Here is a 23,247-nt window from a genome sequence, read left to right on the forward strand (position 1 = left end):
CTCACAACGCCCCCGAAAACTGCAAGATCCCGCCAGATCGACTCGATCGGACGGGATCTCGTGAACCGAACCTGAGATGTCTCAAGAACAGTCCGATTGTGGAGCTAAGGAGAATTGAACTCCTGACCTCCTGCATGCCATGCAGGCGCTCTACCAACTGAGCTATAGCCCCGTGTGTTCTTCGTGTTCCTCCCGCTCGGCGGGCGAACAAGAAGAACTTTAGCCTGCGCCGGGCCGGAATGTGAAATCCGGGTGACAGGCCCTCCCGGGCCCTGTGACCAGCGGCTCCGGCGCAGGGCTAATCGTCGTCGCCGAGCACCGGCTCCGGCAGCGTGCCGGCGTTGTGCTCGAGGAGGCGCCAGCCCCGCGCGCCCTGGCCGAGCACGGACCAGCAGCAGTTGGAGAGCCCGCCGAGGCCCTCCCAGTGGTGGGACTCCAGGCCGAGGAGACGGCCGATGGTGGTGCGGATCGTGCCGCCGTGGCTGACCACGACGAGCGTGCCGTTCTCCGGCAGCTTCTCGGCATGGCGCAGCACGATCGGCGCGGCACGGTCGGCGACCTCGGTCTCCAGCTCACCGCCGCCCCGGCGCACCGATTCGCCGCGCTTCCACGCGGCGTACTGGTCGCCGAAGCGCGCGATGATCTCGTCGTGCGTCAGGCCCTGCCACTCACCGGCGTACGTCTCCTGGAGACCCTGCTCGTGCGTGACGGGCAGGCCGGTGAGGGCCGCGAGCTCGTTCGCCGTGGCCGCCGCCCGCTTCAGGTCGGACGCCACGATGGCGTCCGGCTTCAGCGAGGCGAGCAGCCGGGCGGCGCGCCTGGCCTGCGCGACTCCGGTGTCGGTCAGCTCGATGTCCGTGGAGCCCTGGAAGCGGCGCTCCAGGTTCCAGGACGTCTGGCCGTGCCGCCACAGGATGATCCGGCAGCCGGGGCTGGTCACCGAAGCTCACCGTCCAGGTCGGCTGCCTCCTCCGCGGCGCGCTGCTCGGCGTGCTCGGCGGCCTTGCCGCGGGTCGCGACGGCGTCCTCGGGGAGCTCGATCTCGGGGCAGTCCTTCCACAGGCGCTCGAGCGCGTAGAAGACACGCTCCTCGCTGTGCTGGACGTGCACCACGATGTCCACGTAGTCCAGGAGGACCCAGCGGGCTTCGCGGTCGCCCTCGCGGCGCACCGGCTTGACGCCGAGCTCCTTGCTGAGCCGCTCCTCGATCTCGTCGACGATCGACTTGACCTGGCGGTCGTTGGGCGCGGAGGCGAGCAGGAAGGCGTCCGTGATCGACAGCACGTCGCTGACGTCGTACGCGATGATGTCGTGCGCGAGCTTGTCGGCGGCCGACTGAGCGGCGACCTTGATGAGCTCGATGGAGCGGTCCGTGGCGGTCACAGTTGCGCTTTCCTTCAGGTGGTCAAGACACCCCAAGGGTCTCACGGACAGCCGAAGGACATCCCGCCGATTACGCGACGGCCCTGTCTGCTGCGTCACCCCGGCCGGAAGAACCCCCGGCCGGGGCCGCTGCCGTCATCCCGCGTCGTAGTCCTGACCGAGGACGACCGACACATCCGCGTTGGGTGCGGTCTTGCCCTTGCGGACCGCGCCGGCCGGCAGGCCGAGGGTCTTGGCGACCTCGGTGGCCTGCGTCTTCTTGGCCGCGTCGGCATAGGTGACCTGCGATGCCGCCTGGGCCGTCGAGCCCGCGCCGCTGTCCACGAAGGTGTAGCCGCCGTTGACCAGCGAGATCCGCGCGTCCTGTCCCGCGCCCTTGCTGCCGGACGCGTTCTTGACGCCGACCCGTACGGCCGCGTCCTTGTCCGGGTTCTTGACCGCGCCGCCCAGGACGCTCTTGACCACGCTCGCGCCTGCCTTCTCCGAGAGCGTCCCGTCCTGCCGCACCGGGAGCGTCTGGGTGGAGTAGTCGCCGCCCTTCGCGCGGTCGGCGAGCTTGGCGAGGAAGGCGCCGAGGTCCTTCTCCTTGAGGGACGGGTCCAGGATCTGGGCCAGCGACTGGACGGTGGTCGTCGCGGCCTGCGGGTCGGACGACAGCTTGCGCAGGACGCCCTGCATGACCTGCCCGAACCGGTCGAGCTGCGCGGTCTCGGGCTCGCCGGACGCGCGGTAGGTGGCGTACGCGACGGCCATCGGCCCGCTCAGGGTCTGCTGCTCGCCCTTCTTCACGAGGGGCGCCTGACCCTTCTTGGCCTTGGGGTCGGGCACCTCGGCGTTCGTGTCGATGTCGATGTTGCCGACCAGCTCGACGAGGTTGTTCAGGTAGGGGGTGTCGAGGCGCCAGGTGCCCTCGACCTGGGTGCCGAGCAGGCTGTCGATCGACTCGCGGGTGCCGGTGGAACCGTCGTCGTCGACCGATTTGCCGAGCGTCGTCCCCGCGCCCTCGTCGTCCGTCACGGAGAGGGCGTTGGGCAGCAGGACGGTGGTGCCGCGCTTGGTGGTGGTGTTGTTCACCAGGAGCGCGGTGGAGGTGCCGCCCCCCTTGGTGTTGTGCAGGTGGACGACGATCACGTCGCGGTTCTGCGGTCCGGCCGCCGCTGCGCCGTCGCCGGCCGCGTCGTCCGACAGGCCGGGCAGCTTGCCCGCGTACCAGAGGTAGCCGACGCCGCCCGCGATCACGAGCGCGAGCACCACGACGAGGGCGACGACCCGGGAACGCCCGCGCCGCTTGGCCTCCTCGCGCCGCTCGGTGCGGCTCTCGGTGAACTTCAGCCAGTCGATGACGTCCTCGGACTCTTCGTCCGGCTCCTCTATGAAGGAGAACTGCTGGGTCTCGTACGCGGGGTCGCGGCGCTGCGGCTCACGCTGCGGCTCGGCCTCGAAATCCGGCCCCGGCTGCGGCTCCGGCTCCGGTTCCGGCTGCCGCGACTGCTGCGGGATCCAGCCGGTCTGCGTCTGCTGCGGTGCTTGCTGAGGCTGGTCGTAGGTCCCGTACGAGCCGGTGTTGTACGAACCGGCGTCGTACGGCGGGACGGGCGCCTGCTGCCCCGTCGCGTACGGGTCGTAGCCGTAGCCCTGCGGCGGCTGCTGGTACTGCTGCTGCGCCTGGGCCTGGGACCCGTACTGGTCGTACGAGGCCGACGGCTGGGGCTGCTGAGGCTGCTGGGCTTGTTGCGCCTGCTGCGGGACCTGCTGATACACCGGCTGCCCGTACTCGTCGTACCCGACGATCTGGTACTGATCAGCCGCGTACTCGCCCGCGTACGGGTCGCCGCCCGCATACGGGTCGTACTGTCGGTCGTTCACCGGTGCCCCTCTCGGCTCAATCGCCGCGGTACAGCTCGCGCTTGTCGATATAACGCACCACGCCGTCCGGCACCAGATACCAGACGGGGTCACCCTTGGCGACCCGCGCACGGCAGTCCGTGGACGAGATGGCGAGGGCCGGGACCTCCACGAGCGAGACTCCGCCCGCCGGCAGACCCGGGTCGGCCAGCGTATGGCCCGGCCGGGTGACCCCGATGAAGTGCGCCAGGGAGAAGAGCTCTTCGGTGTAGCGCCAGGTGAGGATCTGGCCGAGGGCGTCGGCGCCCGTGATGAAGAAGAGGTCCGTGTCGGGATTGAGCGTGCGCAGATCGCGCAGCGTGTCCGTCGTGTAGGTCGGGCCGCCGCGGTCGATGTCGATGCGGCTCACCGAGAACCGCGGGTTCTCGGCCGTCGCGATGACCGTCATCAGATAACGGTCCTCGGCCGGGGACACCGCCTTGTCGCTCTTCTGCCACGGCTGGCCGGTCGGCACGAACACCACCTCGTCGAGGTGGAACTGCGCGGCGACCTCTTGGGCCGCCACCAGGTGTCCGTGGTGGATCGGGTCAAACGTTCCGCCCATGACGCCCAGGCGACGCTTGCCCTTGCTGGCCGGGCCGGTACCGGGACCGGTAGGCATGTCCTGCTCTCCCATGCGTGCAGACCCTACCGGCCCGGTGGACGGGCTCTGTTTCAGCGTCCGTTCGGTGGACGGCTCAGCGGTCCCGGTTGAAGCGCGTGGTGATCCACAGGAGCAGCATGAGCACGACGAACGCGCCACCGCCGGTGATGTAGGGGCTGAGGCTTGCGTGCTCGTCGACGTGCTTGCCCTCGGAGGCGAGAGTGACCAGCTGGGAGGCGGTGCTGTGGAGGCTCATCGTCGGCAGGACCTATCCGGAGGTGGGCGGGAACAAGGACTTCCGGGCCATCGTATGCGGGGGCACCGGCAGAGCTCACGCCGACTCAGCCGTTGTGGCCCGCGCGGTCGTCCTCGTCGTCGCCTGCCGGACGCCCGGCTTCCGCGCCCGCGTCCGCGTCACGACGCTCCGCGTCGGCCCCCTGGCGGTAGCCGCGCAGCAACAACCACGCCACGAGCACACAGCCGACGACCATGACGATCAGCACGACGCGGAGCAGATTGCCCGCCCCCTGCTCCTTCGCGGCCAGGGCGGCCGCCTCCGTGACCCAGTGGTGGGCTGCGGCGCTGTGCTCCATGACGGCCATGACGGGCGACTCCATTCGCTGTGCTGCCCTGTCACGGTATCTCCGCCTAGGCTGGGTCCCACCTCGGGGGCATGACTGGACGAGCATGGGGGATGGGGCATGACCGACGACAACGACCACGGCCGGCGGGGTGGTGGCCACGAGCACGTGCCGAGCAGGCAGCGCAGGCGCTTCCCCGGCATCTCGTCGCGGGCGTACGAGCACCCGGCCGACCGCTCGGCCCTGGTGGCCCTGCGCAAGCTCAGCGGGTTCGACACCGTCTTCAAGGCACTCAGCGGGCTGCTCCCCGAGCGGAGCCTGCGCCTGCTGTTCCTCTCGGACTCCGTACGGGTCTCCGACGCGCAGTTCGCGCACCTCAACACCATGCTGCGGGACGCCTGTTACATCCTGGACCTGGAGAAGGTCCCGCCGATGTACGTGAACATGGACCCGAACCCGAACGCGATGTGCATCGGTCTCGACGAGCCGATCATCGTGGTGACGACGGGCCTCGTCGAGCTCCTCGACGAGGAGGAGATGCGCGCGGTCGTCGGGCACGAGGTGGGCCACGCGCTCTCCGGCCACTCGGTGTACCGCACGATCCTGCTCTTCCTGACCGGTCTCGCGCTCAAGGTCGCCTGGATCCCGCTCGGCAACATGGCGATCATGGCCATCGTGACCGCCCTGCGCGAGTGGTTCCGCAAGTCGGAGCTCTCGGCGGACCGCGCGGGGCTCCTGGTGGGCCAGGACCTCAAGGCGTCGATGCGCGGCCTGATGAAGATCGCGGGCGGCAACCACCTGCACGAGATGAACGTGGACGCGTTCCTGGAGCAGGCCGCGGAGTACGAGGCCGGGGGCGACCTGCGGGACTCGGTCCTGAAGATCCTGAACGTCATGCCGCGCACGCACCCCTTCACCACCGTGCGCGCGGCCGAGCTGAAGAAGTGGGCCGAGACCCGCGACTACCAGCGGATCATGGACGGCCACTACCCCCGGCGCGACGAGGACGGGGACACCTCGGTGTCCGACTCCTTCCGCCAGTCGGCCTCCAGCTACGCCGATGACGTACGCAACAGCAAGGACCCGCTGATGAAGCTGGTCAACGACCTCGCGGGCGGCGCGGGCGACCTGGGCGGCAAGCTGCGCGGCAAGTTCACCGGCCAGAGCCGCGACGACACGCCGCCGACCGACACACCGCCGGCCGACGGGACGCCGTAGCCCTCGGAGCGAGGACTCTCAGAGCGAGGGCTGGGCGGCCGCCGACAGCGAGCCGCACAGCGCCGGGGCATCACCCGTCGCGTACGGGTCGGTGCCCGCGGGGCCGCCCGCCTTCGCCTTCTGCCCGGCGAGCAGCGGGCGCAGCTGGTCGGCGGCGTCGGCGGAGCAGGCGAGCGGCCCCGCCTGCATGTACGACACGAGCAGCTCGGCCTGGCGCATCCGCAGGTCGTCGCGGTCGAAGCGGAACTGCAGCTCTCGCCGGACGGTGAAGAGCGAGACCTTGACGTGCTCGCTCTTGCCGGCCGGCCGCAGCGCGTATACGAAGGTGTGGTCCGAGGTCACCTCAAGGGTGTTCTTGTCCGTCTCGGTGGCGTGCAGCGTGCCGTGGACGCGGATGCCGGGCGAGGCGAGGGACGTCTTCGTCGGGTCGAAGCGCACGAGCCAGCCGGTGGGCGCGTGCCGTCCGTCCGCCACCGGGTGCGCGAAGCTCTTGTCGAACTGGTCGAGCTGCCGCGGGTCGAGCAGGATGCGCGCGGAGCGCACGGCGCCGCCGGTGAGGACGTCCGGGTCGAGCGATGACTCGACGAGGTAGTCCTTGGCGGTGGTCAGCGCGGTCATCACCTGGCCGTCCGAGAAGTGCGAAGTCCGGTGCGCCGCGGGGAGGTTGATGCCGGACGCGCCCACACGGAACTGTGCGGCCGGGCTGTGCGCGAACAGGTCGGCGGGCTTCTCGGCGCCGGGCACGGGCCCCGGCGGGGCGAGCGGGATGACCGTCATGCGCAGCGGCTCGGGGCGCTGGGCGACGGGGTTCTGGTACGGGTGGCGCACACCCATGTAGATCGCGGCGCCAAAGGCGACGGCGATCAGCAGGACGAGGATCACGGCCTGCTTGGAGAGGTGCTTGTGGTGCGCGGGAGTGCGGCGCACCGCGTGCGTGTGGTCACTCATGCGCTCCTGCGCGGAGTACTCCTGGAGCCGTGCGGCGCGGACGAACGATTCGTCGAAGACGACGGATCGGTACTCGTCCTCACCACCGGCGGGAGCGCCCTCGGATGTCCCCTCGGGTGGTTCTCCTGGCCCGCCCATACCTTCAGGGTAGGTCTCAGCGCGGTCAGGTAAACGCCCTGCTGCACGACAAGTTCTGACAACTTCTCACGGGACGCGGGGCGTTGCGGAGACCGGTGGCCTGCCGTACTCCGCGGAGGCCGACGGCTCCGTGGACACCGGGGGCGGAGTCGGGTCCTGGCGGCCCGTCGACGCGCCGCGGTAGACCGCGGTGAAGGCGAGCGCGACCATGCCGATGCCCATCAGGAGGGCGAGCATCCAGGCGACCGGGCGGTGCCAGCGGCTGCGGCCGGCGTAGCCCTGCCTGCCGTACCCGTGCTCGGTGAACTCGCGGTCGTACACGTCGTCGAGGTCCGCGTCGTGGCCGAACTCGCCGCCGTCGTCGGGGCCGAAGCCCTCGTCGTAGAGATCGTCCTCCGGCGAGTCGCGGCCCGGGCCCCGGGTGCGGGCCCGGCGGCTCTCGGCCTCGGAGGCCTCCGCGCGCGCCTGGGCGGCGGCCAACAGCCGCTCCACCGCGGTGGGTTCATGTATCTCGGCGGCCTTGACGAAGGCCTCGTCGAAGACCACGGAGGCGAACTCTTCGTCCGCACCCCCGCGGTCGCGGTCGTCGTCGGGCTCCCCGCCGTCAGGAAACGACGGCGTGCCCCCCACGTCCTCCGGCACCCTTCCAGCGTAGACCGGAAGGGGCAATCTGGGCAGACGGTACGGGAATTCAGCCCGTGCGGGAATTCAGCGGGTGTGGCCGTCGCCGGTGACGATGTACTTCGTCGAGGTCAGCTCGGGAAGCCCCATCGGGCCCCGGGCGTGCAGCTTCTGCGTGGAGATGCCGATCTCGGCGCCGAAGCCGAACTGGCCGCCGTCCGTGAAGCGCGTGGAGGCGTTCACGGCGACCGTCGTGGAGTCGACCAGCTGGGTGAAGCGGCGCGCTGCCTGCTGCGAGGTGGTGACGATCGCCTCGGTGTGCCCGGAGGTCCACAGGCGGATGTGCTCGACGGCCTGCTCCAGGGAGTCGACGACGCCCGCCGCGATGTCGTACGAGAGGTACTCGGTCTCCCAGTCCTCCAGGGTGGCGGGCACGACGGTGGCCTTCGAGCCGTCGGCGTGGGCGATGACGCGCTCGTCGGCGTGCACGGTGACCCCGGCCTCGGCCAGGGCGTCCAGGGCGCGCGGCAGGAAGGCGTCGGCGATGTCCGCGTGCACCAGGAGCGTCTCGGCGGCGTTGCAGACGCTGGGGCGCTGGGCCTTGGAGTTCACGAGGATGTCGACGGCCATGTCGATGTCGGCCTCGGCGTCCACGTAGACGTGGCAGTTGCCGGTGCCGGTCTCGATGACCGGGACGGTGGACTCCTCGACGACGGTCTTGATCAGCGAGGCGCCGCCGCGCGGGATGAGGACGTCGACGAGGCCGCGGGCGCGCATCAGCTCGCGCACGGAGTCACGGTTCTCGCCCGGCACGAGCTGGACGGCGTCAGCGGGCAGGCCGGCTCCGTGGACGGCGTCGCGCAGGACCCGGACGAGCGCGGTGTTCGCTTCGTACGCCGATGACGAGCCCCGCAGGAGCACCGCGTTGCCGGACTTCAGGCAGAGGGCGGCGGCGTCCACGGTGACGTTCGGGCGGGCCTCGTAGATGATGCCGACGACGCCGAGCGGGACGCGGACCTGCCGCAGGTCGATGCCGTTGGGCAGGGTCGAGCCGCGGACGACCTCGCCTACGGGGTCGGGCAGGGCGGCCACGTCGCGCACGTCGGCGGCGATGGCGCGGACCCGCTCCGGGGTGAGCGTCAGCCGGTCCACTACGGACTCGCTGGTCCCGGCCTCACGGGCGCGTGCGGTGTCCTTGCCGTTGGCCTCGATGATCTCTGCCGTACGGACCTCGAGGGCGTCGGCGATCGCCAGGAGCGCGTCGTCCTTGGCGGCACGCGGCAGCGGCGCGAGGGTCGCGGCCGCGCCACGGGCGCGGTAGGCGGCCTGGGCGACCGGCGAGAGGTTGTCGTACGGAGAGACCGGCGTGAGGGACGTCATGAGCGCAGCGTAATAGGGAGCGGCCACGGTCCACCCGCTGTTTCAGCAGCCGAGACCACGGTGCTCACGTCGGCTCGAAAAGCACGTCGGCTCAGAAAGGGTGCACGCCCACCGGGGTGGCCGGCAGCGGGCCGTACCCCTCCGCGATGCGCTGGTGGTAGGTGTCGCGGTCGATGACCTCGAGACCGACGATCTCCCACGGCGGGAGCTGCGCGCTCTGCCGGTGCTCTCCCCAGAGCCGGAGCGCGACCGCGGCGGCGTCGTGCAGGTCGCGGGCCTCTTCCCAGTACCGGATCTCCGCGTGGTCGGGCGCGTACCTGCTGGTCAGCAGGAAGGGGTGGTCGTGGGCGAGCTGTTCGAGGCCGCGCCTGACCTCCTTGAGCGGGGCTTCGCTCCCCGAGACGCTCAGGGTGACGTGCCACAGACGGGGCGCGTCCACCGTCTCGCCCTCCTGGCTCTCGTCCGTCTCCGCCGCCGCTTGCGTGTCACCGGTGTACGTCGCCCCCGCGGCGACGCTGGTCAGGGACCGCTCAGCCGGCGCGCGGGACGACGCTCCCGGGCGCACTCGTCTCACGACGGCCTCCTCTACGCAATGGTGGTGCGGATACGCAATGGTCGTGCGGAAGTGTCTGGAACAAAGTTGAGCAGGCCAAGCGCCCCCGCGGGGCGGTTTTGGGGAGTTTCACCTCGCACGGGCCGGGCGGCGCACGGCGTTCGCGCCTGTTTTCGGCCGTGGCCGGGGCCGCTCGCGGGTCCCGCGAAGGGCTCAGTCGTGCAGCAAAGCGAGGTCGTCGCGGTGCACGACCTCCCGCTCGTACGCCGGTCCGAGCTCGCGCGCGAGATCCCTGGTGGAACGGCCGAGGAGCTGCGGAAGCTCCTTGGCGTCGAAGTTCACCAGACCGCGCGCCACGGCCCGCCCCGCGGTGTCCCGCAGCTCGACCGGGTCGCCCGCGGCGAAGTCGCCCTCGACCCCGGCGATCCCGGCGGGCAGCAGCGATTTGCGCCCCTCGACGACCGCACGCACCGCCCCGTCGTCGAGCGTCAGTGCGCCCTGCGGCTCCGAGGCGTGCTGGAGCCAGAGGAGCCGGTCGCCGGAGCGGCGGCCCGTGCGGTGGAAGTACGTGCCGGTGTCGCGGCCCGCGAGGGCGTCGGCGGCCTGGCTCGCGGAGGTCAGGACCACCGGGATCCCGGCGCCCGCGGCGATCCGCGCGGCCTCGACCTTGGTGACCATGCCGCCGGTGCCGACGCCCGCCTTGCCCGCGCTGCCGATCTGGACGTGCGCTATGTCGGCGGGGCCGGTGACCTCGGAGATCCGGGAGGTGCCGGGCTTGGCCGGGTCGCCGTCGTAGAGGCCGTCCACGTCGGAGAGCAGGACGAGGAGGTCGGCGTGGACGAGGTGCGCGACGAGGGCGGCGAGCCGGTCGTTGTCGCCGAAGCGGATCTCGTCCGTCGCCACGGTGTCGTTCTCGTTCACGACCGGCAGCGCGCCCATCGCGAGGAGCTGGTCGAAGGTGCGGGACGCGTTGCGGTGGTGCGCGCGGCGGGCCATGTCGTCGGAGGTGAGGAGCACCTGCCCGACGCGTACGCCGTAACGCGCGAAGGAAGCGGTGTAGCGGGCCATGAGAAGGCCCTGGCCGACGCTGGCGGCCGCCTGCTGCCTCGCCAGGTCCTTGGGGCGCCTGCGCAGCCCCAGCGGCGAGAGCCCGGCGGCGATGGAGCCGGACGAGACGAGCACGATCTCGCGCTCGCCGCCGCTGCGGCTCTTGGCGAGGACGTCGACGAGGGCGTCAACGCGATCGGCGTCCAGGCCCCCCGCCGCGGTGGTCAGGGACGAGGACCCGACCTTGACGACAACCCTGTGGGCCTCTGCGATGCCCTGCCTTGCCCCAGCCAACGTACTTCCCCAATGATCCCGAAGGTCCCGTTCCCTGCCGGACCAGCAATCTACGCGAGTGAGCGCGGGGAGCGCCCATCCATTTCGAGGGACGGACCGAATACTCCCCAGAGGTGAATCCCGGCCTCCGGGTTCAGTACCTTTGCCCCTTTATCCGGTGATTGTCGTCACGGAAGATTGCTACAGGGCCACCGCACGTCATACGGTCAGTGGTCGCTTTCCTTGACTTCTCTCCGTCCGATCCCCCCGATCCCCCGCCAGGAGCCCAAGCCCGTGCCCTCTGCCGGACTCGCCCCCCGCCGCATCGTGCAGCTCACCGCGCTGTTCGCGATGTTCGCGCTCTTCACGGCCCAGCTCGTCAGCGCGCTGGTCCCGTATGTACCGGTGTTCGTCGCCGCGTCCGCGGCGAACCTCGCGCTCGACGTGTATCTGCAGTACAAGCAGCCGGGGCTCCTCTCCCTCCTTGGCAAGATCCGGTTCGATGTCACCGTCAGGCAGCTCCTGCGCGACATGCTGATCCTGGTCGGCCTGCTGCGCATCGACGGCATCGAGCCGCTGGCCGAGCAGTCGCCGCTGACGATCTCGCTGCTCGCCTTCTACTTCCTGCACTTCGGCTGCCAGGCCACCGCCATACTGGTGCGCCGCAGCCGCCAGCTGCCGATCGTCACGCGCAACATCGACGCGTCCGCGCTGCACCTGACCGCCGCACCGCCGCGGATCCTCTCGCGCCGCCAGGCCCACCGCCTGCTGACGTTCTCGATCCCCGGCACGGCAGGCCTCCTGGTCACCGCCGCCACCACCGAGGCGTACTGGGGCGGCATCGGCCTCGGCATCTCCATCGCCCTCATGGGCCTCGGCGCGATCTACCTCGCCACGTGGCTGCTCCCCAAGAAGCGCGCGAAGAACGACGAGAAGGTCATGGAGTGGCTGGACAACTGGCTGGCCGACTACCAGCCGTCCGTCGCCATGTACTTCTCGGGCGGCGCCACGTCCGCGTACCAGGCGAACATGTGGCTCTCCACGCTCTCCAAGCTCGACGGCAATCCGCTGATCGTGCTGCGTGAGCGCTTCATGGTGCAGAAGATCGACGCGACGGACGTCCCGATCATCTGCTTCCCGAAGGTCGCGACGATGTTCTCCCTGGAGACCTCGACGCTGAAGATGATGCTGCACCCGGCGAACGCCGCGAAGACCTCGCAGGTCCTGCGCATCCCCACGATCAAGCACGCCTTCATCAACCACGGCGAGAGCGACAAGCTGTCCTCCTGCAACCCGTACGCGAAGGCGTACGACGAGGTATGGGTGGCGGGCCCCGCCGCGCGCGACCGCTACCAGGCCGCCGACGTCGGTGTCGAGGACAAGGACGTGGTCGAGGTCGGCCGCCCCCAGCTGTCCCCCATCCTGCCGTCCACGGGCGCCCCCACGGGCCCGTTCACGACCGTGCTGTACGCCCCCACCTGGGAGGGCTGGGACGGCAACCCCGGCAACACGTCGGTGACCCTCGCGGGCGAGAACATCGTCCGGCACCTCCTCGCCGACCCCGGCGTCCGGCTCATCTACAAGCCGCACCCGATGACCGGCTCGCAGGACCCCCGCGCCGGCGCCGCCGACCTGCGCATCAAGGCGATGATCAGGGAGGCCGCGGCCAAGCGTTCGGGCGAGCGTCCCGGCGCGGAGGCGACCGCCGAACTGGCGCGCCGCACCGCCGAGTTGGACCGGCTGACCTCGACCGCGTTCCGCAAGAGCGTGGACGAGATGGAGCGGATGATGCTCCAGGGCACGCCCGACGGCGACCAGCAGACGGCGGTCGCCGAGGCGACGGCCGCGTGGGAGGCGGCGTACTGGGCCTCGTTCCCCGAGTGGGAGCACCAGATCATCACCACCGCGCGCCCGGCGATCTTCTCCTGCTTCAACCAGGCGGACCTGCTGATCAGCGATGTCTCCTCGGTCGTCTCCGACTGGCTGTCGAGCGAGAAGCCGTACGCGGTCGCCAACACGTCCGGCATGTCCGAGGCGGACTTCCGCACGGGCTTCCCGACGGTGAGCGCGGCGGCGATCCTCTCCCCGACCGCCGAGGGCGTCCCGGCGCTCCTGGAGGCCGTCCGCTCCCCGGAGAAGGACACCCACGCCGAGGCCCGCGCGGCCCTCAAGGAGCACCTCCTGGGCCCCTCGGACCCGCCCTCCCTGGTCCGCTTCAACGAGGCGGCCCTCGCCTTGTCGGCCAAGGCCGACGAGCGCCGTGTCCGCATGGCCACCCGCATCGACGCGGAGATCCCCGGCCAGCGCGCGGCACAGGACGCGGCGGAGGAAGTCGAGTCCGACCCGTCGGAGTCGAACGGCGCGGAGGACTCGGTCACGGCGTAGCCCCGTAAGGGGCGCGGGGAACTGCGCGACAAGCCACGACGCACCCGCACGGTGCACAAGCAAGCGAAAGGGCCCCCGGAGCAGAAGCTCCGGGGGCCCTTTCGCACGGTCCAGGGCGCTCCCGCCTAGAACGGTTCGAAGTCGTCGTACGCCTTCTCCGCCTCGTCGCGCTCCGTGTCCCGGTCCCTGCGGCGCTGGGCCGCGGGGCGGGGCGCCTCGAGGCGGTGGTCCTCGCCACGGCGGCCGAGCATCTCCGCGCCGGCCATGACCGTGGGCTCCCAGTCGAAGACGACCGCGTTGTCCTCGGGGCCGATGGCGACGCCGTCACCCGTGCGGGCGCCCGCCTTCATCAGCTCGTCCTCGACGCCGAGACGGTTGAGGCGGTCCGCGAGGTAGCCGACGGCCTCGTCGTTGTTGAAGTCGGTCTGGCGCACCCAGCGCTCCGGCTTCTCGCCGCGCACGCGGTAGATGCCGTCGTCGCCGAGCTTGACGGTGAAGCCCGCGTCGTCCACGGCCTTGGGCCGGATGACGATACGGGTCGCCTCCTCCTTGGGCTTCGCGGCACGCGCCGCGGCCACGACCTCGGCGAGCGCGAAGGAGAGCTCCTTGAGCCCCTTGTGCGCCACGGCCGACACCTCGAAGACGCGGTAGCCGCGGGCCTCCAGGTCGGGGCGGACCAGGTCGGCCAGGTCCTGGCCGTCCGGTACGTCGATCTTGTTGAGGACGACGACGCGCGGGCGGTTCTCCAGCCCTGCGCCGTACTCACGCAGCTCGGCCTCGATGATGTCGAGGTCGGAGACGGGGTCGCGGTCGGACTCGAGGGTCGCCGTGTCCAGGACGTGCACCAGGACGCTGCACCGCTCGACGTGCCGCAGGAACTCCAGGCCGAGGCCCTTGCCCTGGCTGGCGCCGGGGATCAGGCCGGGAACGTCGGCGATGGTGTAGACGGTCGAACCGGCCGTCACCACACCGAGGTTGGGGACCAGCGTCGTGAAGGGGTAGTCCGCGATCTTCGGCTTGGCGGCGCTCAGGACCGAGATCAGCGATGACTTGCCGGCGCTCGGGTAGCCCACGAGGGCGACGTCGGCGACGGTCTTCAGCTCCAGGACGACATCGCCCGCGTCACCCGGCTCACCGAGCAGCGCGAAGCCGGGGGCCTTGCGGCGGGCCGAGGCCAGCGCCGCGTTGCCGAGGCCGCCGCGGCCGCCCTGCGAGGCGACGTACGTGGTGCCCTCGCCGACCAGGTCGGCCAGGACGTTGCCCTGCTTGTCGAGGATGACGGTGCCGTCCGGGACGGGCAGGACCAGGTCCTGGCCGTCCTTGCCGGAGCGGTTGTCACCGGCACCGGGAGCGCCGTTGGTGGCCTTGCGGTGCGGGGAGTGGTGGTAGTCGAGGAGCGTCGTGACCGACTGGTCGACGACCAGGATCACGTCACCGCCACGGCCGCCGTTGCCGCCGTCCGGGCCGCCGAGCGGCTTGAACTTCTCACGGTGGACGGAGGCACAGCCGTGGCCCCCGCTACCCGCGGCGACATGCAGCTCGACGCGGTCCACGAAGGTGGTCATGGGATGTGCCTCCAGAAGCGTACGAAATGTCAGGGGCGAAATGCCCCTAGGTGTAACACGCGAAGGGCGGACCCGCTTCCCGGCAGGGAAGTGAGGTCCGCCCTCGCGAAGAACCTGTTCTACGGAAGCCTGATTCAGGCGACCGGAACGATGTTCACGACCTTGCGGCCACGGTGCGTGCCGAACTCGACCGCACCGGCGGCCAGCGCGAACAGCGTGTCGTCCTTGCCACGGCCGACGCTCGCGCCGGGGTGGAAGTGGGTGCCACGCTGGCGGACCAGGATCTCACCGGCGTTGACGGTCTGACCGCCGAAGCGCTTCACGCCGAGCCGCTGAGCATTGGAATCGCGCCCGTTCCGAGTGGACGATGCGCCCTTCTTGTGTGCCATCTTGTCTCAGTCCCTTACTTCGCAGCCGTGGGGATACCGGTGACCTTGATCGCCGTGTACTGCTGGCGGTGACCCTGGCGACGGCGGTAGCCGGTCTTGTTCTTGTAGCGAAGGATGTCGATCTTCGCGCCCTTGTGGTGGTCCACGACCTCGGCCGTGACCTTGATACCGGCAAGCACCCACGGGTCGCTCGTCACGGCGTCACCGTCGACAACGAGCAGGGTCGAGAGCTCGACCGTGTCGCCAACCTTGGCGGTGGAAATCTTGTCAACCTCAACGATGTCGTCGACAGCAACCTTGTGCTGGCGACCACCGCTGCGCACGATGGCGTACACGCGGATCTCTCTCTCGCTCGGAACGGGACCCCCGCAGTCCAGCCGTCCGTCCAGATGCACGGTCGGCCTCTTCCGAGCGCCGGGGGCGCCGGAAGGAAATCAGGTTTACAGGGGTAGGACATGTCCAGTGACACGCCGACGGTCAAGATTACGGGGCTGGGCCACAAGGGTCAAACCGGCTTCTCGCCGTCCGGCGGCAGCGGCTTGACGCCCTTGCACAGGTCGGTGCTGTCGGCCTTGCCCGGCCAGGCGATCGTCCGCACCCGGTCGAAATGGCCGCGGTACGCGTCGTGCACGGAGTCGTCGTCGACCTTCACGATCGCCTCGTCGTTCTCGCGCAGCGCGGGCGCCGTGTAGTTCTGCGAGCCGGTGAAGGAGAGCTTGTTCTGCTTGCCGTCGTACTTGCCGTCGATGAGCAGGTACTTCGAGTGGATGATGTAGGGCGTCACCAGCTTGGTCCCGGGGTGCAGCGGGTCCCGGTCGTCGTTGAAGCAGCGCACGGTGGGCCCGCCCGACTTGTGCAGGGCCTCCCAGGTGCCCGGGGTGCCGCCCTGGCTCTTGGCGCTGTCGGTCTCGGCGTAGACGATGCTGACGGTGCAGCCCGCCTTCTTGAGCGAGACGAGCTTGTCGGCGATCTGCTTGCGGGTGATCTTGAAGATCGAGGCGCGGATGTTGGTGTGCCGGGGCACGCCCGCCGCGTCCTTGTAGTTGCACTGCACGTTGTTCAGGACCGAGTACATGGTGTCGGTCTCGTTGACCGTGCCGGAGCGCGGGAAGAAGTACGCCTTGTAGAGGCCGTCGCTCACCGTGCGGTAGTCCCAGTTCCGCCAGTCCTTGCGGATCATGTCGGCGAAGTAGTCGGCGTAGGCCTCGTACATCGTGGGGTTGTTCGGGAGCTGCAGCGCGTCGTTGTAGAACTTCGTGTGGGCGGAGGGCGTCGAGTTCGACGTGGTCTGCACGACGACGTCCCTGGCCCCCTCGACCTGCGAGAACAGCCAGAACTTGTTGTGCATGATCGACTTGCCGTACCTGGGATCACCGAGGCAGGACTTGCCGGTCGGGCAGAGCGACACGAAGGACGGCTTGTTCTTGTCGGTGCCGAGCGCCCCCGCGAGCCTGCTGTACGAGGTGTTCGTGGGGCGGTCGCTCCTGCTGGTCTCGTCCAGCAGGATCTGCACGTTCACCCCGCGGTCCCTGGCCGCCAGGAGCGCGTCGACGACCGAGGCCTCCCACACGTGGTAGACCGCGACCTTGATGGTCGAGCCGGGCACCGCGGCGTTCGTCAGCTCGATCAGCCGGGTCCGGATCGCGTGCTGCTGCTCGGGGGTGCCCTTCGGATCGTTGAAGAGCGGCGCCTCGACCAGCGGCGGCTCCCCGTCGGCCGTTGCCGTCCCCATGGCCGTGACGGTCTGGATCCCCGCCGCCGACAGGACCGTGGCCAGGGCGACCGCCTGGCGTCCGCCCTTGATCTGTTTCACGGCACGGTGACGTCCCGTGCCCCTCAGGCGACCATGCGCCATCGTGCGTCCCCTCCCTGACACGCGTGCGGCGTCTCCCGAACGCCACGCGCGTGTGCTCTTTCACCAACCGCATGAGTTTTACAAATACATCTCGGTGTTCCAACAGAGAGGTGCCCCCGGCATGGCCAGATCACCATGCCGGGGGCACCCGGTCATATGTACGGACTACGAAGGAGGGGGTCAGCCCTCGTCGGCCGCGGAGGCCTTGACGCCGGACGGCGCCTGCTCCGCCGCGGCGGTCTTCTTCGTGGTCTTCGACGCCTTCTTGGCCGTCGTCTTCTTTGCGGCCGTCTTCTTGGCCGCGGTCTTCTTGGCGGCGGCCTTCTTCGCGGGCGCCTTCTTGGCGGCGGTCTTACGCGCCGTCTTCTTGGCCGGAGCGGCTTCCCCGGCCTCGGCCTCGGGCTGCTCCGCTGCCTGCTCGGTGGCCTTCTCCGGGGCCTGTGCGGCCTTCTCGGCCGACGGGACGACCAGGACGGCCGCATCCTCGGACGCGGTCGGCGCGGTGGCCTTGCGGACCGCACGGCGGCGCGGACGGGCCGGAGCGGCGTCGGCCGGGGCCGCGTCGGAGGATGCCACGGGCTCGGCCACGGGCTCCGCCTTGGGCGCCTCGGCGACGATCACCTCGGCGGCCTGCGGCTCGGCGCTCTCGGCGCTCTTCGGCGAACCGGCGGGCGACGTCGCCTTACGGGTCGCACGACGGCGCGTACGCCCCTTGGGGGCCGCGTCGTCCGCGGGTGCCTCGGGGGCCACCTCGACGACCGGGTCCTCCGCGGCGGCCGGAGTCTCGACCACGGGGGCCTCGACCACCGGAGCCTCGTCCTCGGCCGTGGCGGCCTTACGGGACCTGGACCGCTTCTCCGCCTTGGGGGCGGTCTCCGACTTCGGGGCGCCGGCCGGAGCCGAGGCCCGGCGGGTCGCCCGGCGGCGCGAGCGGCCACCGCGGGACGCCGCGGCCTCCGCCTCGGACGCGCTGCTGTAGAGCTCCTCGTCCGGCACGAACTCCGGCTCGGGAAGCGCCACAGGAGCGGCGGCCTCCGCGGCGACCTCGGCCTCGGTCTCGGTGTCGGTCTCGTCCGTGACCTCGTGGTCGTGCTCGTGCGTGTGCTCCTGACCCTGCTCGGAGCCGCCGCGGCCGCGCTTCTTGCGCTTGCCGCCGCCACCGGCGGAGGTCGGCTGCTCCATGTGCACGATCACGCCGCGGCCGTTGCAGTGGACGCAGGTCTCGGAGAAGGACTCCAGGAGGCCCTGGCCGACCCGCTTACGGGTCATCTGCACGAGGCCCAGCGAGGTGACCTCGGCCACCTGGTGCTTCGTGCGGTCACGGCCCAGGCATTCGAGCAGCCGGCGCAGGACCAGGTCGCGGTTGGACTCCAGGACCATGTCGATGAAGTCGATGACGACGATGCCGCCGAGGTCGCGCAGCCGGAGCTGACGCACGATCTCCTCGGCCGCCTCCAGGTTGTTCCTCGTGACGGTCTCTTCGAGGTTGCCGCCCTGGCCGGTGAACTTACCGGTGTTGACGTCGACGACGATCATCGCCTCGGTCTTGTCGATCACCAGCGAACCGCCGCTGGGCAGCCAGACCTTGCGGTCGAGCGCCTTCATCAGCTGCTCGTCGATGCGGTACGTCGCGAAGACGTCGACCTCGGAGGTCCAGCGCTGCAGGCGGTCGGCCAGGTCTGGGGCGACATGGGAGACGTATCCGTGGATGGTCTCCCAGGCGTCGTCGCCGCTGACGATGACCTTCGAGAAGTCCTCGTTGAAGATGTCGCGGACGACACGGACGGTCATGTCCGGCTCGCCGTACAGCAGGCCCGGCGCGCTCGTCGAGGCCGCCTTCGACTTCTTCTGGATGTCCTCCCACTGCTGCTGCAGACGCTCGACGTCACGGCGCAGCTCGTCCTCGCTCGCGCCCTCGGCGGCGGTGCGCACGATGACGCCCGCGTCCTCGGGGACGATCTTCTTGAGGATGGTCTTCAGACGCGCGCGCTCGGTGTCGGGCAGCTTGCGGCTGATGCCGGTCATCGAGCCCTCGGGCACGTAGACCAGGTAGCGGCCGGGCAGCGAGACCTGGCTGGTCAGGCGGGCGCCCTTATGGCCGATCGGGTCCTTCGTGACCTGCACGAGGACCGACTGGCCCGACTTCAGGGCTGACTCGATGCGACGGGGGCCGTTGGCCATCCCGAGCGCCTCGAAGTTGACCTCACCGGCGTACAGGACCGCGTTGCGGCCCTTGCCGATGTCGATGAAGGCGGCCTCCATGGACGGCAGCACGTTCTGGACCTTGCCCAGGTAGACGTTGCCGACGTACGAGGTGGCCTGCTCCTTGTTGACGTAGTGCTCGACGAGCACGTTGTCCTCGAGGACGCCGATCTGGGTGCGCTCGCCGTTCTGGCGGACGACCATCACACGCTCGACGGCCTCGCGGCGCGCCAGGAACTCGGCCTCGGTGATGATCGGGACGCGGCGGCGGCCCTGCTCGCGGCCTTCGCGGCGGCGCTGCTTCTTGGCCTCCAGGCGGGTCGAGCCCTTGATGGACGTGACCTCGTCGACGCCCGTGCCGAGCTCGCGCTCTTCCTTCTTGCGCGGCTCGCGGACCTTGACGACCGTACGCTCCGGGTCGCCGTCCGACGTGCTCTCGGCCTCACCGGAGTCACCGGCGCGGCGACGGCGGCGGCGACGGCGACGGCTGCTGCTGGAGCCGGAGCCCGAGCCGTTGTCGTCGGTGTCCTCGTCGGAGTCGTCCGCGGCCGGCTCGGCGTCCTGCTCGGCGGTGTCCGTGTCGGAGTCCGCTTCGGCGTCCGCGTCCTGCTGGTCGCCGGAGTCGTCGGCGGACTCACCGCGGCGGCGGCGACGGCCACCACGACGGCGACGGCGGCCGTGCCGCTCACCCGAGTCGTCGGACTCGTCGTTGTCATTGTCCTCGGCGGCCTCGGCGGCCTCGGGGATGTCCTCGGCCTCTTCGGCCTCGGGGACCTCGGCCTCGGCGGGCTGCGGGGCGGCCTTGGCGGGCTCGCGCTCGGCGGCGGGCTGCTCGTCGGAGTTCCGGCCGCGGCGACGGCGACGGCGCGGACCCGTCTCCTCCTCCGCCACGGGGGCGGCGGCCACGGGCTCGGCCTCGACCTCTTCGGCGGGCTCGTCGGCCGCTTCGGCGGCGGCAGCGGCGGCCGCGCTCTCGGGGGTCTGGAACATCGGCGCGGCGAACACCGGCGCCTGGAAGACGGCGACGGCGGGGCGCGGCTTCCTTCCGGAACCCTCCTCGCTGTCACCGGCACGCGCCTTGCGGGCACGGGCAGGGGCGGGCGCCGAGAATCCGGCGGCGGCCTTACGGGTGGCACGGCGGGGACGGCGGCCACTGGGCGCGTCCTCTTCGGCGGCCTCCGGCTCGGCGGCCTGCTTGACCTCGGCGGGCGCGGCGTCGGCCTTCGGCTCGGCGGCGGGGGCCTGCTCGGCGGCCTGCGGCTCCGCGGCGGGCGCGGACGAGCCGCGGGTCGCGCGGCGGCGGGCACGGCGCGGGGCGGCGTCGCCGGACTCCGGCTGCGCCTCCGGCGCGGCCTCGGCGGCGGGCTCCTCTGCGGCGGGCTCGGCGGCCACGGGCGTCTCCGCGGCGGCCTCGGCACCCTGCGGCGCACCAGCCGGAGCGGAGGCACGGCGGGTGGCGCGACGGCGGCGCGGGGCGGGAGCGGCTTCCTCGGGCTCGGCCTCGGCCACGGGGGCGGCGGGCTCGGCGGCCGGGGTCTCTGCGGGCGTCTCGGCACCCTGCGGCGCACCGGCGGGAGCCGAGGCACGGCGGGTGGCACGGCGGCGACGCGGGGCGGGAGCGGCTTCCTCGGCCGCTGCGGGCTCCGGAGTCACGGCCTTGGCGGGCTCTTCGGCGGCGGGGGTGGCCGGTATGGCCGGAGCCGCGGCTTCGGTGGCACCCACGGGCGGACCCGCGGGCCGCGACGCCGCACGGCGCCTGCGGCGCGGCGGCAGGGTGTCGCTGGGCGTGTTGTTGTCCGAGCCCTCAGTGGGTTCGTTCGGCTCATGCATGCGGGCGGTTCTCCCGTCACGCTCCCGGGCGCCGCGCCTGGTCCGGTGATGTCCGCGGCCCTCGCTCACCTACGCGGGGCCGCCATCCGGGGGCGTGGGCGCCGCACGGGAGCTCTATGTGTCTGTCTCGCCGGTTCCGTACGCCCAAATGCGGACGGCCTGGCGAAAGTCTCGGTCAGTGCGCTGCCCGACCCAGGTGGCTCCCGAGTACATGGGCGGCGCGTCGACGCTCGTCCCTACGCGGGACCTTCCTGCGCCGGCGCCTTCGCGGTGGCTGCGGCGGCCCCGTGGTTCTCAGGTGGGGTCGTGGCTGCCTCGCGGTCGGGCGCGAGCGGGTCGGTCACCGTGCCGGTCTCGTCGTCAAGAAGCCCCTGCGCCAGCCTGGTCACCGCTGCGGGGACCGGCGGCGCCAGGTCGGCCACAGCTCGGAGACCGGACAGGACGTCGTCAGGTCGTACGGCAGGTGTCACGTGCCGAACAACCAGCCGCAGTATCGCACAGGGCTGGTCGGTCGGCCTATCAGCGTCGTGGCTGAGTGCCTCGTCAGAGGCCAGGGCCTCAAGGCTCACGACGGCCTCGCGGGCATCGAAGGTCCGCATGCCGTTCTTCGTGCGGCGCTGGACCTCGACGGTCTCCGCGGCCCGGAAGGCCTCGGCGGCACGCTGCGCGTCCGCGGGCTCGACGCCGTTCAGGCGCAGCTCCCAGATGGACGCGGTGAGCCGGTCGGCGAGTCCCGAGGTGCGGGACACGACGGCGTCGACGATGTCGAGGCCGGTCGGCATCGACTCGTCGAGCAGCTCGCGCAGCTTGTCGGGGTCACGCGGCTCGGTGAGCGCGATCTCCAGGTACTCGGCCTCACTGCCCGTGCCGGTGGGTGCGGCATTGGCGTACGACACCTTCGGGTGCGGTGTGAACCCCGCCGAGTACGCCATGGGCACCTCGGCGCGGCGCAGCGCCCGCTCGAAGGCGCGCTGGAAGTCACGGTGGCTGGTGAACCGGAGGCGGCCGCGCTTGGTGTAGCGCAGTCGGATGCGCTGCACCGCGGGAGCGGGCGGCGGGCCTTCGGGCTGTCGCTTGCCCAGTGTTCTAGTCCTTCGTGAGTGCGGTCGTACTGCTACCTAGAGTACGTGCCGTGGCCGTGTCCGGTTCCCGCCGGGCCACCGGGACCGGTGTGGGTTCCATCGCGGCCGCCCCCACCGGCACGTGTCCCTTCGGCGCCCCGAACAGCATGCGGCGCACGTCGGCACGGGCGTCCCGCACGCTCTGGCGGGCGGCTGCCAGGGCCTGCCGGGTGGCGCGGCCGGCGTCCTTCACCGCCTTGGCCGCGGGCCGCCAGACGCCGTCACGCACCGCGTGCCCCACCGGAGTGAGGATCACCCGGTACGCCCAGCGCACCGGGTCGACGAAGAGCCACCGCAGGAGCCTGCCGAGGAAGCGGCCCACGGCGAGCGAGACATACCCGGCGATACGCCAGGCGTGTCCGAACGCGGCGCCGACCTCGCGCGCGACGACCGCGATGCCCCGCCCGACGGGTGCGAGCACCCAGCGCCACAGGGCGACGGCGGGCACCACGAAGATCCAGCGCCCCAGGGCGCCGAGCACGGCCCCGATCCCCCGGACCGTCCAGGCGATGCCCGCCCCAACACCCTTGGCCAGCCAGGCGATCGCGTGCCCGACGGGGGTGAGGACGGTGGCGTAGAGCCATACGGCGGGGATCACGACCAGCACCCGGCCCAGCCACGCGAGTCCCCTGCCGACCGGCACGACCACGTACCGCCACAGCCCCACCCAGGGCCACACGAACACGGCCTTGAGCAGCCACAGCACAGCGGCGCCGATGCCACGCCCGGCCACCGAGGCCCCCGCGGCGATGCCGCGCGCGAGCCAGGCGATCGCGTGCCCGATCGGGGTGAGGACGGCGGCGTAGAGCCACCCGGCCGGGATCACGACCAGCACCCGGCCCAGCCACGCGAGCCCCGTGCCGACCGGCACGAGCACGTACCGCCACAGCCCCACCCACGGCCACACGAACACGGCCTTGAGCAGCCACATCGTGGCGGTGGTGATGCCGAGCGCGACCGGCGTGATGACGTACTCCATCAGCCAGCTCAGCGGCGTCACGATCAGCGTCCGGCCCAGCCACGCCAACGCGCGCCCCACGGGACGCAGGCCTCTGAAATACAGGAAGCGGCCGCAGACGGCCAGAGCGTCCCACACCAGACGCACCGGGACGACGAGCACGAGGACGACGATCCGCACCGGAATGCGGATCGCCACGGCCAGACAGCCCTCGGCCTGCGGTCGGGCCTCCGGAGGTGCTTGCGGTGCGGGCAGCGGGGGCCGCTTTTCCAGGTCCATGCCGTCCTAGACGCGCGAGTAGAGGGATGTGGT

Annotated in this window: 20 protein-coding genes and 1 tRNA gene; 2 read left to right on the forward strand and 19 right to left on the reverse strand. The window is 71.1% G+C overall.

Translation table 11 applies throughout. The features are described 5' to 3' along the window. Positions 1-99: 99 nt before the first annotated feature. The 7 genes from AB0I66_RS30365 to AB0I66_RS30395 form a co-directional block, all read right to left on the reverse strand. Positions 100-172 (reverse strand) — tRNA-Ala (locus AB0I66_RS30365). 126 nt (positions 173-298) lie between these two features. Beyond that, complete coding sequence (locus tag AB0I66_RS30370; protein WP_363211164.1) at positions 299-940, reverse strand: histidine phosphatase family protein; 642 nt, start codon at positions 938-940, stop codon at positions 299-301. After that, positions 937-1,383 (reverse strand): ribosome silencing factor, encoded by a 447-nt coding sequence (gene rsfS / locus AB0I66_RS30375; protein ID WP_363211165.1) that lies wholly within the window; start codon positions 1,381-1,383, stop codon positions 937-939. Before rsfS ends, AB0I66_RS30370 begins: the two co-directional genes overlap by 4 nt. A gap of 135 nt (positions 1,384-1,518) precedes the next feature. Continuing rightward, positions 1,519-3,249 (reverse strand): LCP family protein, encoded by a 1,731-nt coding sequence (locus tag AB0I66_RS30380; RefSeq protein WP_363211166.1) that lies wholly within the window; start codon positions 3,247-3,249, stop codon positions 1,519-1,521. 16 nt (positions 3,250-3,265) lie between these two features. Continuing rightward, positions 3,266-3,904 carry a nicotinate-nucleotide adenylyltransferase gene (gene nadD, locus AB0I66_RS30385; RefSeq protein ID WP_363211167.1) on the reverse strand — a complete coding sequence of 213 codons (639 nt, stop codon included), beginning with the start codon at positions 3,902-3,904 and terminating at the stop codon, positions 3,266-3,268. A gap of 61 nt (positions 3,905-3,965) precedes the next feature. Continuing rightward, positions 3,966-4,127: a hypothetical protein gene (locus AB0I66_RS30390; RefSeq protein WP_363211168.1), complete on the reverse strand. Its 162-nt coding sequence runs from the start codon at positions 4,125-4,127 to the stop codon at positions 3,966-3,968. An 85-nt stretch (positions 4,128-4,212) separates the two neighbouring features. Beyond that, complete coding sequence (locus tag AB0I66_RS30395; RefSeq protein WP_363211577.1) at positions 4,213-4,473, reverse strand: hypothetical protein; 261 nt, start codon at positions 4,471-4,473, stop codon at positions 4,213-4,215. Positions 4,474-4,572: 99 nt separating this feature from the next. On the opposite strand from AB0I66_RS30395, the gene AB0I66_RS30400 reads away from it, so the two are divergent. Continuing rightward, on the forward strand, positions 4,573-5,670 hold the full coding sequence (locus AB0I66_RS30400; RefSeq protein ID WP_363211169.1) for a M48 family metallopeptidase: 1,098 nt from the start codon (positions 4,573-4,575) through the stop codon (positions 5,668-5,670). Positions 5,671-5,688: 18 nt separating this feature from the next. Here the strand turns inward: AB0I66_RS30400 and AB0I66_RS30405 are convergent, their stop codons facing one another. From AB0I66_RS30405 to proB, 5 genes are all read right to left on the reverse strand, one after another. After that, complete coding sequence (locus tag AB0I66_RS30405; RefSeq protein WP_363211170.1) at positions 5,689-6,756, reverse strand: hypothetical protein; 1,068 nt, start codon at positions 6,754-6,756, stop codon at positions 5,689-5,691. 66 nt (positions 6,757-6,822) lie between these two features. Beyond that, positions 6,823-7,398, reverse strand: a complete 576-nt coding sequence (locus AB0I66_RS30410) for a hypothetical protein (protein ID WP_363211171.1) — start codon at positions 7,396-7,398, stop codon at positions 6,823-6,825. Between the two features lie 66 nt (positions 7,399-7,464). Further along, positions 7,465-8,757, reverse strand: a complete 1,293-nt coding sequence (locus AB0I66_RS30415; RefSeq protein WP_363211172.1) for a glutamate-5-semialdehyde dehydrogenase — start codon at positions 8,755-8,757, stop codon at positions 7,465-7,467. A 91-nt stretch (positions 8,758-8,848) separates the two neighbouring features. Next, positions 8,849-9,331, reverse strand: coding sequence for a hypothetical protein (locus AB0I66_RS30420; RefSeq protein ID WP_363211173.1), 483 nt, complete (start codon positions 9,329-9,331; stop codon positions 8,849-8,851). Between the two features lie 192 nt (positions 9,332-9,523). After that, entirely contained in the window at positions 9,524-10,651 is a 1,128-nt protein-coding gene (gene proB, locus AB0I66_RS30425) for a glutamate 5-kinase (RefSeq protein ID WP_363211174.1), read from the reverse strand. Between the two features lie 273 nt (positions 10,652-10,924). Between proB and AB0I66_RS30430 the strand changes: the two genes are divergently transcribed. Next, positions 10,925-13,015, forward strand: a complete 2,091-nt coding sequence (locus AB0I66_RS30430) for a hypothetical protein (RefSeq protein WP_363211175.1) — start codon at positions 10,925-10,927, stop codon at positions 13,013-13,015. A gap of 125 nt (positions 13,016-13,140) precedes the next feature. Here the strand turns inward: AB0I66_RS30430 and obgE are convergent, their stop codons facing one another. The 7 genes from obgE to AB0I66_RS30465 all read right to left on the reverse strand — a co-directional run bounded on the left by obgE (position 13,141) and on the right by AB0I66_RS30465 (position 23,214). Further along, a complete protein-coding gene (obgE, locus tag AB0I66_RS30435) occupies positions 13,141-14,580 on the reverse strand; it encodes a GTPase ObgE (protein WP_363211176.1) in 1,440 nt (479 codons plus the stop codon). Between the two features lie 134 nt (positions 14,581-14,714). Beyond that, positions 14,715-14,969: a 50S ribosomal protein L27 gene (gene rpmA / locus AB0I66_RS30440; protein WP_148013939.1), complete on the reverse strand. Its 255-nt coding sequence runs from the start codon at positions 14,967-14,969 to the stop codon at positions 14,715-14,717. Between the two features lie 14 nt (positions 14,970-14,983). After that, positions 14,984-15,304, reverse strand: coding sequence for a 50S ribosomal protein L21 (rplU, locus tag AB0I66_RS30445; RefSeq protein WP_363211177.1), 321 nt, complete (start codon positions 15,302-15,304; stop codon positions 14,984-14,986). Positions 15,305-15,474: 170 nt separating this feature from the next. Further along, entirely contained in the window at positions 15,475-16,782 is a 1,308-nt protein-coding gene (locus AB0I66_RS30450) for a phospholipase D-like domain-containing protein (protein ID WP_363211178.1), read from the reverse strand. Positions 16,783-17,004: 222 nt separating this feature from the next. Beyond that, on the reverse strand, positions 17,005-20,856 hold the full coding sequence (locus tag AB0I66_RS30455; RefSeq protein ID WP_363211179.1) for an Rne/Rng family ribonuclease: 3,852 nt from the start codon (positions 20,854-20,856) through the stop codon (positions 17,005-17,007). A 236-nt stretch (positions 20,857-21,092) separates the two neighbouring features. Then, positions 21,093-21,896: a TIGR03936 family radical SAM-associated protein gene (locus AB0I66_RS30460; protein ID WP_363211180.1), complete on the reverse strand. Its 804-nt coding sequence runs from the start codon at positions 21,894-21,896 to the stop codon at positions 21,093-21,095. A 46-nt stretch (positions 21,897-21,942) separates the two neighbouring features. Further along, entirely contained in the window at positions 21,943-23,214 is a 1,272-nt protein-coding gene (locus AB0I66_RS30465) for a hypothetical protein (RefSeq protein ID WP_363211181.1), read from the reverse strand. Positions 23,215-23,247 lie beyond the last annotated feature (33 nt).

The organism is Streptomyces sp. NPDC050439 (assembly GCF_040655335.1).
In the GTDB taxonomy this organism is placed as follows: domain Bacteria; phylum Actinomycetota; class Actinomycetes; order Streptomycetales; family Streptomycetaceae; genus Streptomyces.